This is a genomic window from Oceaniradius stylonematis (assembly GCF_965223445.1).
Lineage (GTDB): Bacteria > Pseudomonadota > Alphaproteobacteria > Rhizobiales > Rhizobiaceae > Roseitalea > Roseitalea stylonematis.
Map to the genome: position 1 here is coordinate 830,819 of NZ_OZ244994.1, position 13,239 is coordinate 844,057.

The 13,239-nt window shown below is 64.4% G+C and carries 10 protein-coding genes; 2 read left to right on the top strand and 8 right to left on the bottom strand.

Annotated features, from left to right (window positions below):
* Positions 1-7: 7 nt before the first annotated feature.
* Complete coding sequence (locus ACOQOU_RS04195) at positions 8-673, bottom strand: ABC transporter permease (RefSeq protein ID WP_306025759.1); 666 nt, start codon at positions 671-673, stop codon at positions 8-10.
* 59 nt (positions 674-732) lie between these two features.
* Complete coding sequence (locus ACOQOU_RS04200) at positions 733-1,572, bottom strand: DUF1194 domain-containing protein (protein WP_420578839.1); 840 nt, start codon at positions 1,570-1,572, stop codon at positions 733-735.
* A gap of 200 nt (positions 1,573-1,772) precedes the next feature.
* On the opposite strand from ACOQOU_RS04200, the gene ACOQOU_RS04205 reads away from it, so the two are divergent.
* Together ACOQOU_RS04205 and ACOQOU_RS04210 are read left to right on the top strand one after the other, a co-directional pair.
* The gene (locus tag ACOQOU_RS04205; RefSeq protein ID WP_306025757.1) at positions 1,773-4,334 is read left to right on the top strand and encodes a GcvT family protein; all 2,562 of its coding nucleotides are present in this window, start codon (positions 1,773-1,775) and stop codon (positions 4,332-4,334) included.
* A gap of 129 nt (positions 4,335-4,463) precedes the next feature.
* On the top strand, positions 4,464-6,176 hold the full coding sequence (locus ACOQOU_RS04210) for a hypothetical protein (RefSeq protein WP_306025756.1): 1,713 nt from the start codon (positions 4,464-4,466) through the stop codon (positions 6,174-6,176).
* Here ACOQOU_RS04210 and ACOQOU_RS04215 read toward each other — a convergent pair.
* The 6 genes from ACOQOU_RS04215 to ACOQOU_RS04240 all read right to left on the bottom strand — a co-directional run bounded on the left by ACOQOU_RS04215 (position 6,142) and on the right by ACOQOU_RS04240 (position 13,231).
* A complete protein-coding gene (locus ACOQOU_RS04215; protein ID WP_306025755.1) occupies positions 6,142-7,344 on the bottom strand; it encodes a hypothetical protein in 1,203 nt (400 codons plus the stop codon). The genes ACOQOU_RS04210 and ACOQOU_RS04215 overlap by 35 nt on opposite strands.
* 102 nt (positions 7,345-7,446) lie before the next feature.
* Positions 7,447-8,883 carry an aspartate aminotransferase family protein gene (locus ACOQOU_RS04220; protein WP_306025813.1) on the bottom strand — a complete coding sequence of 479 codons (1,437 nt, stop codon included), beginning with the start codon at positions 8,881-8,883 and terminating at the stop codon, positions 7,447-7,449.
* Positions 8,884-8,942: 59 nt separating this feature from the next.
* Positions 8,943-9,956 carry an NAD-dependent epimerase/dehydratase family protein gene (locus ACOQOU_RS04225; protein WP_109766346.1) on the bottom strand — a complete coding sequence of 338 codons (1,014 nt, stop codon included), beginning with the start codon at positions 9,954-9,956 and terminating at the stop codon, positions 8,943-8,945.
* On the bottom strand, positions 9,953-10,393 hold the full coding sequence (locus ACOQOU_RS04230) for a transporter (RefSeq protein WP_306025754.1): 441 nt from the start codon (positions 10,391-10,393) through the stop codon (positions 9,953-9,955). The genes ACOQOU_RS04225 and ACOQOU_RS04230 overlap by 4 nt, the downstream gene beginning before the upstream one ends.
* Positions 10,394-10,425: 32 nt before the next feature.
* Entirely contained in the window at positions 10,426-11,787 is a 1,362-nt protein-coding gene (locus ACOQOU_RS04235) for an FAD-binding oxidoreductase (RefSeq protein ID WP_306025753.1), read from the bottom strand.
* Positions 11,771-13,231 carry a UbiA family prenyltransferase gene (locus ACOQOU_RS04240; protein ID WP_306025752.1) on the bottom strand — a complete coding sequence of 487 codons (1,461 nt, stop codon included), beginning with the start codon at positions 13,229-13,231 and terminating at the stop codon, positions 11,771-11,773. Before ACOQOU_RS04240 ends, ACOQOU_RS04235 begins: the two co-directional genes overlap by 17 nt.
* Between the last annotated feature and the right edge of the window lie 8 nt (positions 13,232-13,239).

The window sequence follows — 13,239 nt, forward strand, 5'->3', positions numbered from 1 at the left end:
CCCGGGTTCATGCGGTATTGGTCCGCTGCCCGCGCTCGCGTGTCACCCACCATGTCAGGACCGTGACAAGAAACGAAATCGCAACCAAAATCACGCCCAGCGCCACGGCGACGTTGAAATTGCCCTGCCGGGTTTCGAGCGTGATCGCCGTCGTCATCACGCGGGTCGATCCGCGAATGTTGCCGCCGACGATCATCACCGCGCCCACTTCCGAGATCGCCCGGCCGAACGCCACCAGAAAGGCGGTGACCAGCCCGGCCCGCGCCATGCGCATCAGTTCGCTCACCTGACGCCAGCGCGCCCTGATGTCGAGGCGGATCTGGTCGCCATGCTCGGCCCATTGGCCGGCGCATGCCCGGTGCGAGAACACCGTGATCACCGGCAGCGTGATGATGACCTGGGCGATGACGATGGCCGTCGGGGTGAACAGGATGTCGAGCCAGCCCAGCGGGCCCGATCGCGACAGCAGGATGTAGACGATCAGGCCGACCACCACCGTCGGGACCGCCAGAAGCGCCGAGAAGATGGCCAGCCAGATGCGCCGTGCCCGCCCGCGCAGCGTGCATATCCAGCCGCCCAGCGGCGCGCCGATCGCCATGCCGATCAGCGACGCGGTCAGGCTGACCTGAACCGACAAGACGACAATGCCGAAGATTTCGCGCCCGTCTCCCATACCGGCACGCTTAACGGGAATCGTCGGCGGTGCAAATGCACTTGGCAGGCTCAGAGGCCCTACCGCAGTTCCCTGATCCCGCGCAGCCGTTCGCCGATCGTGCAGTCGACCGGGCCGTCATTGACCAGATGGACCGGCATTGCCCGGACGACGGCCTTGTCGTCGGGCGGCGTCTTGCCCGCCAGTTCGAGCACGATCTTGCGGCGCACCGCCTCGGCAAATTCGTCCCAGTCCCGGACCGGCAGCAGGAACGCGCCCGGCCCGCCGATCACGCAGTCGCGGTAGTAGACGTCGAGACCCGAAATGTTGAAACCCAGCCCGCCCATCCAGGGCTCGGCCATGATCGGCAGGCCGTTGATGACGATGCCGCGATCGACGGCCTCGTCGCGCGCCCGATCGACCCGTCCGCCCTGATTGTTCGGGCCGTCGCCGGAAATGTCGATGACACGGCGCAGGCCTTCGAACGCATTCTCCTCGATGGCGGCGATGCCGTAGAGGATCGCGCCGGTAATCGACGTGTTGCGCATGTTGGCGATCGGCGCCTGTTCGAGACGGTCGGCGAACGCGTTGGCGCCCTGCGCATCGCTGATCACCGTCCAGGGCACGATGACGCGTTGAAGGTCGACGCGCGCCCATTCCACATAGGTAACCGCCACTTCCCCGATCAGCCCGCCGGCGATCGCATCGTGGACCGCCTTGGTCCGGAACGCTTCGGCATAGCCGCGCCGCTGAAGCGCCAGTTCGTGATCGCGCATCGAACCGGAGACATCGACGGCGAGCACCAGCTCGACATCGACCTGACGATCCTGCGCCCAAACCTGACCGGCCGCCGGAACCAGCAGCATCGCCAGAGCGACGAATCGCGACAGGAACGCTTTCATGGACCCATGATACGTCATCGCCATCATTGAAGAAGCCAATCGCGGTAACGATATGGCGAGGCGCTTTCGCCGCCACGGGGCTTGACGGCTTTTTGGCCGCGCGCCCGACATCTCTCCGTCGCAGGCAGGACAGGGCGTTGACGCGGCATTTCCGATAAGGCTGGAATGAAGCGGTCCGGCCATGAGCCCGGATGCAAACGATGCGCGGAGACCGAGCCATGGCAGCCTTTCCCGAACAGGCCAAAATCGTCATCATCGGTATTGGCGGCATTGTCGGCGCCTCGGTCGCCCACCATCTGATCGAACGCGGCTGGGACGGCATCGTCGGCATCGACAAATCGGCCGTGCCCACCGATATCGGCTCGACGTCGCACGCCTCGGACTTCTGCTATGCGACCAGCCACGACCAGCTCTCCTGCTGGACGACGGCCTATTCGATCGATTTCTACGAGAAGATGGGCCGCTACGCGCGCGTCGGCGGGCTCGAAGTGGCGCGGGTCGGCGACGACGAACGCATGGCCGAGCTCAAGCGCAAGGTCGCCTCGGGCAAGGCGTTCGGCACCCGCGCGACGATGATCTCGGCCGCCGAGGCCAAGGCGAAATTCCCGCTTCTCGAAGAGGAGATGATCCAGGGCGCGCTTTGGGACCCCGATGCGGGTCTCGTCACGCCCCGCAGCCAGGTCGTTACCGGCGAACTCGTCGAGAACGCCGAAAAGAGCGGCAAGCTGACGACGTTCGCCAACCTGCCGGCCACCGATCTGGTGATCGAGGACGGCCGCATTGCCGGCGTCGTCACGCGCCGCGGCACGATCAGGGCAAACCATGTGATCGTCTGCGCCGGTCTCTGGGGCCGGCTGATCGCCGAAATGGCGGGCGAGGACCTGCCGGTGATGCCCATCGACCACCCGCTCCTGTGGTTCGGGCCTTACGACGAGTTCGCCGGCACCGGCAAGGAGATCGGCTGGCCGCTGCTGCGCGACCAGGGCAATTCGGCCTATATGCGCGACACGGGCGATCCCAAGTCGACCGAGGGCGGGATGATCGAATGGGGATATTACGAGGAAACCGAGCCGCGCCTGGTCCATCCGCGCGACATCCTTGAGAAGGAACAGGCGCGCCTGTCCCCCTCCCAGCGCGATCTGGAGATGGAGCAGGTCATCGAGCCGCTCGAAAAGGCGATGGAGCTGACCCCGATCCTCGCCGAGCTCGGCTATGAGGAAAAGCGCTCCTTCAACGGGCTTTTGCAGGTGACGACCGATGGCGGCGCGTCGCTGGGCGAAAGCCAGAAGGTGCGCGGCCTATGGTACGCCGTCGCCGTTTGGGTCAAGGACGGCCCCGGTGTCGGCAAGCTGATCGCCGACTGGATGACCGACGGCCGCACACCGATCGACATCCACGCCGCAGATTATGCCCGCTTCTATCCGCACCAGACCGAAGAAGGCTTCATCCGCGACCGCTGCACCGAAACCGCGATGAAGGTCTACAATCCGGCCGTCCACCCGCGCGAACCCTTCTCCAAGGGCCGCAACATCCGGCGCTCGCCTTTTTACGAGCGCGAAGTGGAACTGGGCGGCCATTTCATGGAACTGGGCGGCTGGGAGCGCGCCCATGGCTATGCGGCCAACGAGCATCTGCTCGACAAATGGGGCGACAGGGTTCCGGTCCGCCAAGACGAATGGGACAACCGCCACTTCTGGCGCGTCTCCAACGCCGAGCATCTCGAGATGAGCGACAATGTCGGCATGGTGAACCTGTCGCATTTCGCCATCTACGATGTCGAAGGACCCGGCCATGTGGACCTGATGGAATGGCTGTGCGTCGCCAAGATCGGCGGCGAGAACATGGTCGGCAAGGGCATCTACACCCATTTCCTCGAAGACGATGGCGGCGTGCGCGCGGACCTGACCGTCATCCGCATGCAAGACCGCTGCCGTGTCATCGACGGCGCCGATGCCGGCCCGCGCGATTTCAACTTCATGAAACGTGTCGCCGCCGACATGGGGTTCGATGTCGCCATCACCGATGTGACCGAGGACTTCACCACCATCGGCCTTTGGGGGCCGAACGCGCGCGCCACGCTGCAGAAGCTGGTCGCCGACCCGGACACGCTGGAGCACGAGAACTTCCCGTTCGCCACGCTCAGGCAGATCGAGATCGCCGGCAAGGCGGTGACGGCCTTCCGCATCTCTTATGTCGGCGAGCAGGGCTGGGAGCTGCACATGCGCTACGAGGACGGGCTGGCCGTCTGGGACGCGATCCGCGACCTGGGCGTCATGGCGTTCGGCGTCGAGACCTATGCAAACTCGCGGCGCATGGAAAAGAGCCTGCGCCTTCAGAACGCCGACCTTCTGACCGAATACAATCTGCTCGAAGCCGATCTTGCCCGCCCGAAGGTCAAGCAGGCCGATTTCCGCGGCAAGGCCGCCTATCTCGAGCAGCGCGCCCGCAACCACCAGCCGGCGACGCTGTGCACGCTGGTCATGACCGACAATGTGGATTCGCACGGCGTCGCCCGCTATCCGGTCGGCATCTGCCCGGTGATGGATGAGGCCACCGGCGAAGTACTCATCGACGAGCTGGGGCGGCGATCCTTCACGACCTCGATCGCCTATGGCCCCTCGATCGGCAAGAACATCGCGCTGGCCTACCTGCCGCACGACCGCGCCAAGAAGGGCAACGGGCTGATGATCGAATATTTCGGCGAGCGGTTTCCCGTCGAGGTTGCCGGCATCGGCTATGCGCCGCTCTACGACCCCGAGAACCTCAAACCGCGCTCGTGACGCAACGGAACGGCCGTAACCTTAACGACAATTGAACGGCCGGCATTAACCTGCCGGGCAGGCCGGCACGCTATGATGGGCCGACGACGCGCGCGTGCGTCAAGTGCCGTCTTGCAAGAGTGCCTGCCCATGAGTGTCACCACGCTCGATCAATCCGCTGCAATGCCCCGTCTCGGGCTGGCCGGTCTTGTCTGGCTGGTCATGGGCGCTCTCGTCGCGCTGATCGCCGCCGGTCTGCTGCTGCCGCTGCGCGCGCCGCTCGGCTCGATGTACTGGGACAGTTTCCTCTATCTCGATGCCGCCAATCGCCTTGGCCAGGGCCAGGTGCCCAATGTCGATTTCTTCACGCCCGTCGGCCCGCTCGAATATTATCTGAGCACCTGGACGATGGCGCTGTTTCCCGACGCGCAACCCATGTACGCGGCCAACTGGTCGATCGCGATCGTCACCATTCCGCTGATGGCGCTCGTCCTTTGGGACGTGGCGCGCCGCAACCCGCTCATCGCGCTGGCGCTGGCGGTGCCCTTCGCGCTGTTCACGCTGCTGCCGTTCAACACCACCGAATATTACAATTATCCCGGCTCGGACGGTTTCGGCATCTACAACCGCCATGCCAGCCAGCTTCTCTACGTTCTGGCGGCGGCGCTGATGTTTGTGCGCAACCGCTCGCTTCTTGTCGCCCTGGTCGCGGCGCTGATGCTGGTGCTGTTCCTGGTCAAGATCACCGGTTTCGTGGCGGCGGGGCTGCTGTGTCTGGCCGCCCTGGCGGCCGGCCGAATCCGGCTTTTCGGCGCTATCGCCAGCGCCGTCATCTTCGCCGCCGCGCTGGGCGGTCTCGAACTGGCGACGGGCATGATCTCGGCCTATCTGGCCGACATCGTCGCGCTTTTGGACATCAATGATTCCAGCCTTGCCTCGCGGCTGATCCAGGGCGCATCGCGCACCGGCGGCACGGTCATCTTCGCCGGGCTTCTGGGCGCGCTTCTGATCATCGTGCTTCCCGCCCGTACTGCTGCAGGTCAGCCGCTCTGGCGCGCGGTCTGCGACCATCCGTCCATCTGGCTCGGCGCCGCCCTTGCCGGCGGCATCTTCTTTGAAAGCCAGAACACCGGCAGCCAGGAGCACATCGCTCTGTGGCCGGTCGCCATCCTCGCGCTTGCGCGCATGTTCGCGGCGGACGGCAGCAACGGCGCCAAGGCGGCCGCCGCGCTTGTGGCCGCCTGTACGGTCCTGCCGCCGGCGGTCCAGACCATCCAGCACGCGACCAGGGCCAATCTGGCGATGATCCGGCAGGTGCCGCTGGAACATGAAAACCTCGGCGCGATGGGGCAGGTAACGGTCCGGCCGCGCAAGCTGGAGCGCTACGAGCGCATGCGCGCCCACTACATCGAATACCCGGAGGCGACTCGCGCGATCGCCATGCGCCGCGAACTGCCCGCTTTCGTGCTGTACTCCGAACACGATTTCCAGATCGGCCTGATGAAGGACGCCGACGAACTGGTCGGCGAACTCAAGCGTCTCGAAGCCGCCGGCCTGCGATACGAGACGATCATGACGCTCGACTTCGCCAACCCGTTCCCGTGGCTTCTCGGCAAGTCCGGCCCGCGCCACATCGCCATCGGCGCCGATCCCTATCGCGCCGTGCCCAAGCCGGACGCGGACGTCTACGACGCGGTCGCCGACGCCGACATCGTGCTGGAACCGCAATGCCCCTATCGGGACAATGGCCGCCAGCTCTACGGTATCTATGCGCCGGCGCTGACCGGCCACGTCAAGGTCCGGCTGACCGATTGCTATGCGGCCTATGTCAGGCCGCAGATCGCGGCCCGGCTTGGCGGCTGATGTCGCGGGTGCCGGGCAGGAAACGCAAATCGCGCAGCGCGCAGATCAGCACCAGGCCGAACACGATCAGATAGGGCAGATGGAACCGCGTTTCGTGCAGCGGGAACACCACCATCTTGGCGCCCATCGCCAGAAGCGTCGCGACGAGAACCGTCGTCTCGCGCCGCGAGAAGCCGAAGCCGCGCAGCGTCATCTGCCACCATGCAAAGCAACCCAGCAGCAGAACGGCCAGCCAGGTTTCCTCGACCAGTGAGCGGACGATGACGCGCACCACCGCATAGGCATAGACGGTCAGAGAAAAGTCCGGATCGAACCCTTCCAGAGTCGGCACGAACTCGACATGGGTGAACCAGAAATGGACCCACCAGCCCGGATGGCCGCCGGCCTGGGTCATCGGAACATAGACGATCGCGGCGGCGGCAAACGCGACGAACGCGCCCCAGGAAAAGGTTCGCGTGAAGACCGAAACGAACCACAGAACGCCGATATAGGCCGCATGGTCGGGACGCGCCAGAAAAGCGGTGAAAAGGAGAATCGCCACCAGCGCTTCGCGCCTGGCCATGAAGGCCAGCATGGCCGCAACGAACAGCATGGTCGACAGCGCATCGGGCGTTCCCGAGCGGGCGCGCTCGCCGAAGGCGCAGACCAGAAGCAGGGCAATCGCCAGCGGCGCCAGATGAAGCGCCCGCTCCCGCGCCAGCCACCATGCCACCAGCCCGACCGTCAGTGCCGCCGGGACGACCGACAGAAGCCGCACGGCAATGTACGGATCGACGAAATCCGAAAGCCAGCCCAGCAGCTCCACATAGAGGAACTTCACCCGGTAAAAGCCGAGCATGGTGAAGAAGGCTTCCGGGTCGGCATATTGGCGCACGCGATAGTCGCGGTCCTGGGTCAGGACAATGAAGTCACCGGCCGGCGCGTTCTGTCGCATCGTCTCAAAGGCATGCCGATGCAGCGCTTCGACCGAAATGCCGGGCGCTTCGTGCGCGGCGGCCAGATAGGCGAACATGTCCCAATTGTAGATGGGAAAAACCCAGCCGGCGGCGGCGATCGTGGCGGCCAGCGCCAGCAGCAGCACAAGACCCAACGTGCCGGCAAACGGCGCTAGCCGCCGGGCCAGCCATTCGCCGGTCGCCAGAATGCGGATGTTGATGTCCTCGATCACGACGCTTGTTCCGTTGCGTCATCTGATCAAACACGATGCCCCTTGCGCCGGGCTGGCGGCGCAAAGGGCAGGCGTTCGGGGTCCTTTGCCGACAGGGCTGTGTCAGCTCACCTGGCTTTTGACGAAATCGCGCACGATGGCGACGATTCCGCGTCCGAGCAGCGCGTCGAACCCGGCGATGAACCGGTCGACGTGGCTGCGCTCGCAGATGAGCGGCGGCTCCAGCCGGATGACGTTGCGGTTGTATTCGGTGAAGGCGACCAGAATGTCGTGATCGCGCAGCAAAAGCGCACCGATAAAGCCCGAAAGCGAGCCCTTCAGCTTGTCGTCCAGCATCGCCACGGCCGGCCTCAGCACCGCAGGCAGCGTCTGCGAGAAATCGTGGAATTCGAGACCCACCATGAAGCCCTGGCCGCGCACATCCTTGATGATCTGCGGATATTTGGCCTGAAGCCGTTCGAGTTCGGCGATCAGATAGGCGCCCGTGTCGGCCGCATTGTCGATCAGGCCTTCCTCATAGAGGACGTTGATCGTCTCGAGCGCGGTGACCGACGCTTCGCCGATGCCGCCGAAGGTGGCCTGGGCGTGGATCATCGCCGTCTTCGGCGTGCCGTAGGCCTTCATGTAGATGTCGCGCCGGGCGATCATCGCCGCCATCGCGCACTTGCCGCCGCCCAGCGATTTGGCAAGCGCCGTGACATCGGGAACGACGCCGTGATGCTCGAACGCGTAGAACCGGCCGGTGCGGCCAAGCCCGCATTGCACTTCGTCGGCCACCCAGATGACGTCATGTTCGTCGCAAAGATCGCGCAGCTTGTGCCAAAAGGCGCTGTCGGCGCCGATGATGCCGCCGCCGCCCTGCACCGTCTCAAGGCAGATCACACCGATCTCCGGATGCGCCTTGAACGCGGCTTCGACCGCTTCGATGTCGCCGAACGGAACTTTCACACCATTGTCGAGCAGTTTGAACTCGCCCCGGTAGAGCGGCCCGTCGGTGATCGACAGGACACCCTTGGTCTTGCCGTGGAACGAATTCTCCGCATAGACGACGAGCGGACGCTCAGGGCCGGCGGCGCGCTCGGCAACCTTCAGCGCCGCTTCCATCGCCTCGGAACCGGACGATCCCAGAAACACCATGTCGAGGTCTTCGGGCGAGCAGGCCGCGATGTTGTGCGCCAGCGCCGCCGCATATTGCGACATGAACGCCATGGCGATCTCGTGGCGCTTTTCCTCCTGGAACACCTTGCGGGTTTCGAGGATGCGCGGATGATTATGGCCGAGCGCGAGAGAGCCAAAACCTCCGAAGAAGTCGAGGATCTTCCGACCGTTCTGGTCGGTGTAATACATCCCCTCGGCGCTCTCGATCTTGATCTTGTGAAAACCCAGCAGCTTCATGAAGTGAAGCTGGCCGGGGTTCAGATGCGCCTTGAACAGTTCGGTCATCGCCGGAACGCCCATCGCCTTGGCGTCGGCCACCGACATCAGGTCCGGCTTGTCCAATTGTGCGTGTGCGGCGCCTTCCGGCATCGGCGTCTGCATGGCGGGCGCCTCGACGACCGGTTTTTTCTTGGTCAGGAAATCAAGCATTTTCGGTGTCCTCACTCTGCCGCCACGACGGTCGAATTGCCGACCGCAAGGCCGCTGTCCCTGGCCTTGCGGTATTCCGCATAGGCCGCCTGCAACATGTCCTCGTCGCGATATTTCGGCGCCCAGCCAAAATCGCGCTTGGCCGCCTCCGTGTCGCGCACGCAGTATTCGTCGGCGATCAGATACTGCTCGGGGTCCATGAGCGGCATGTTCAGTTGGTCGAGCGCGGCAAGCGTCCATTTGACGGCGAAGCCGGGCGTCGGCAGCAGGATGGATTTCGAACCGGCCGAGCGGATCAGGTCGCCCAAGAGCTTCCTGACCGGAGGCGGATTGTCCGACCCCAGATTGTAGGCCTTGTTGGGCACGCCATGTTCCCAGGCAAGGCGCGCCACCTCGGCGCAGTCATAGACCGAGATGAACTGGTAGGGGTTCTTGCCCGCGCCGATCATCGGCACCGGCAGGTTCATGTCGATCAGCTTGAACAGCTTGCCCAGAATGCCGAGGCGCCCGGGCCCGATGATCAGGCGCGGCCGCACGATGGTGATCTTCAGGCCGCGCATGCGCCAATCGTCGGCGATCGCTTCGGTCTCGGCTTTCGAACCGCCATAATGGCCGAGCGGCGATATCGGATGGCTCTCGTCCTGCGGCGTCTTGACCGTTTTGCCGTAGACCATGTCGGTCGTGTACTGGACGAGTTGGGACGCGCCCGATGCAGCGGTGTGCGCCATGATGTTGGCGGCGCCGAACGTGTTGACCGGATAGAAGAACGGATAGCGGTCGATGCGCTTCTGGATCGGCGACAGCATCATCGCCGACAGGTTGTAGACCATGTCGTCGCCATCGACCGGCACGCCGGAGACGGACGCCGAGTTGGTCACGTCGCAATGGACATGATCGACGGTGGCGTAATGCGGCAGGTCCGATTTGTTGATGTCGGCGACCAGTACCTTTTCGCCGCGTTCGGCGAGATCCTTGGCGAGAAAGCGGCCGACGAAACCGTCGCCGCCGAAGATCACATGTTTCATGACTGTGCTTCGTCCGTAATGGCGGTTGCGGGTGAGGAATGGGTCGTGCGCGGCGCGTCCGACAGCGGCGAACCCGATTGCGCGACGAGGACCGTGCCGACGCAGATGAAAGCGATGCCGGCGATCTTGTAGGCGCCCAGATCCTCGCCGAAGAGCTGCCAGGCCAGAACCGCCACCGCCACATAGGCGAGCGACAGGAACGGATAGGCAAAGCTCAGATCGACCTTGGACAGGACGAACATGTGCGAGGCCATCGAAATGACGAACGTCGCCAGTCCGAAGAACACCCAGGGCTGGAAGATGATCAGCAGCGTCTTGAAGATCAGGTTCGGCTGTCCGAGGACCGCCGGCGACAGCGTCATCATGCCCTGCTTGAGCATGAGTTGCGCCGCTGCGTTGGTCGCGACCGTGAACAATATGAACGGTATGTATTTCATTGTCTGCGCCCGGCCCTCATCCGGTTTCTGTCTTAGGAGACCTTCGTTAGAGTTTGCTGAAGATCGTCGGTCGCAATTGACCCATTCCCGTTTTTGGACAGCATCAGCGCCGTCCGCCGCCAGAAATCCGAGCAAAGCGCGGGGTCGCGCAGTGCCTCAAGTTGGTGCCAATGCGGAAAGCAGGCGGCGAACGTCTCCGCGCCCATGCGGGCATCCTTGTAGGGATTGACGCGTCCGCCCGCCTCCACCGTGATCCGGTCGAGTTCGTCCAGAAGCGCCAGCGTCTTCGGTCCCCGGTTGGGAAAATCGAGCGTCAGCGTGTAGCCCGGCACCGGAAAGCTCATCACGCCGGGCGATGCGATGTCGCCGAACCGCTTGAGAACGGTCAGGAACGAGGCCTGCCCCGCCCTGCGCGATGCGGCCAGCATGGCCGGGATCGCCGCGCGCGCCGTCTCGAACGGTATGGCGCTCTGGTGCTGGAACAGGCCCGCCGGCCCGTAAAGCCGGTTCCAGTTGCCGACCGCATCGAGCGGATAGAAGAAACCGGCAAAACCGGTGACGCGGTCGCGTCCGGCCTTGCGCGCCTTGGCGAAATGGAACGCCGCATTGAAGGCTCGGAGGCTGAAATGGTTGAGCGCCGAGAGCGGCAGTTCGAACGGTACCGACAGGCGCGGCGCGTGAACGGCGGTGCGGTAGTCGCCATCATCGGCGTGGTTCGCCGTCATCAGGACGCCGCGTTCGCCGTTCAGCTGATCGAGCCAGGCGACCGCATATTCGTTGGCCGCATCGGCCACATCGGCCTCGTCGAAATAGGCGTCGAGCGTCGCAAAGGGCTGCAGCCGCTCGATGAGGTTGAGCGAACCGACCTTCATCATTTTCAGGCGCACGCGCGTGATGATCCCGGTCAGCCCCATGCCGCCGATCGTCGCGGCGAACAGTGCCGGGTTCGCGGTGCGCGACAGCGTGTGGGTGCCGTCCGAGCGGACCAGTTCGATCTGCTCGACATGCCGGCCCAGCGTGCCGCGGACATGATGGTTCTTGCCGTGCACATCGTTGGCCACCGCGCCGCCCAGCGTGACGAAGCGGGTGCCCGGCGTCACGGGCAGGAAGAAGCCGTAGGACGCGCAATAATCGATGATCCGATGCAGCATCACGCCGGCTTCGGCTTCCAGAACGCCGCTGTCCGGGTTGAACGCGACGATCCGCGCCGAACCGCGCATGTCAGCGAGTGTGCCGGCATCGTTGTGGCAGGTATCGCCATAGGAGCGGCCATTGCCGTACGGCAGAAGTGAGCCGGGCGCCGCATCGCGCAGCGCCTCGGCGGTCAGCGGGCCGGCAACCGCCGCACGCCTGGCCGGACGGACCCGGCCGAACCCGTCATAGACCGAGCGCATGGAAATCGACCGCGCCGGCGGCGAACATCAGAGCGGCGCCGAAGACGATCATCAACTGGCTGCGCCAGTCGGTCGCGATGAAAACGACCGGGTCGTCGTTGAACTCGCGCCGCTTGGCCAGAATCCAGATGCGCATGATCAGATAGAGGACCAGCGGGCAGATCGGCCAGATCATCCAGGGATGGTCGTAGAGCTGGTAGACCGCCGGGCTGTCGAGATAGAGTGCCAAAACGACGATCGCCGAAAAACCCGACGCCATGCCGGCCTGGGCGATGACTTCCTTGTCCTCGGGACGATAGCCGCGGCCCGACAGCCGCTGTCTTTCCGAGATCTTGGCCAGATCGAGTTCGACATAGCGTTTGACCAGCGCCAGCGACAAAAAGAAGAAGATCGAAAAGGCCAGAAGCCAATAGGACGGCTCGGCGCCAACCGCCGCCATGCCGGCAATGATGCGCACCGTATAAAGGCCGGCCAGCGTCAGCACATCGAGCAGCAGCCAGCGCTTGACCTTCAGCGAATAGGCGGTCGTGGCGACGAAATAGAGCGCCAGCACGATGCCGAACAAGGGCGGCAGCGTCATCGTGATCAGCACCGAAAACGCCATCAGACCGAAGGCGATCTTGATGCCGGTCGCCGGATCGATGCGCCCGGCGGCCAGGGGCCGCTTGCACTTGGTCGGATGGCGGCGGTCCATCGACAGGTCGAACAGGTCGTTGAAGACGTAGACCGCCGACGCCAGGAAGCTGAACGCGAAGAAGGCGCCGATCAGATGCACCAGCGTCACCGGCTCGAAAACCGTATGCGCCAGCACGGCCGGCACGGCGATCAGCACGTTCTTGGCCCATTGATGGACGCGCAGCATCCTGACCACGTCGGTCAGGCTGGTCTGGCCGTGATCGACAAGGATCGCGCCGCCATGGGCATCCGACCAGGCGCGCGCCTCGCGGTCGGGCGCCACCACATAGGACCGGCGCGCGGCTTCGAAGACGGCCACATCGTCTCGGCTGTTGCCGACATAGTCAAAGCCCGCATCGCCATAGTCGGCGACGAGGCGCGCCCTCTTGGCGGCCGATTTGAGATTGGTGTCCGGCGTCGATCCGATCACCCGGTCGAACAGGCCGAGATAGGCGGCGATCCGTCCGGCATGGTCCTGGGCGCTGGCCGTCGCCAGTATCAGAACGCGACCGCGTTCCTTTTCCGCTTCCAGAAAGCGCAACACTTCGGGCCGATAGCCAAGGCTGGCAGGATCGACGCTGACCCGGGAGAACACCTCATGTTTGAAGCGCGCCTTGCCGCCGAGCAGCCAGACCGGCAGCATCAGCGCGAAAAGCGGATTGGCGCGCACGAGGCGGAACACGCATTCCCACAGAAGATCGCCGGAAATCAGCGTCCCGTCGAGATCCACCGCAAGAGCGATTGCTGTGTCGTCAACGCGCGCATCCATGTCCGGCC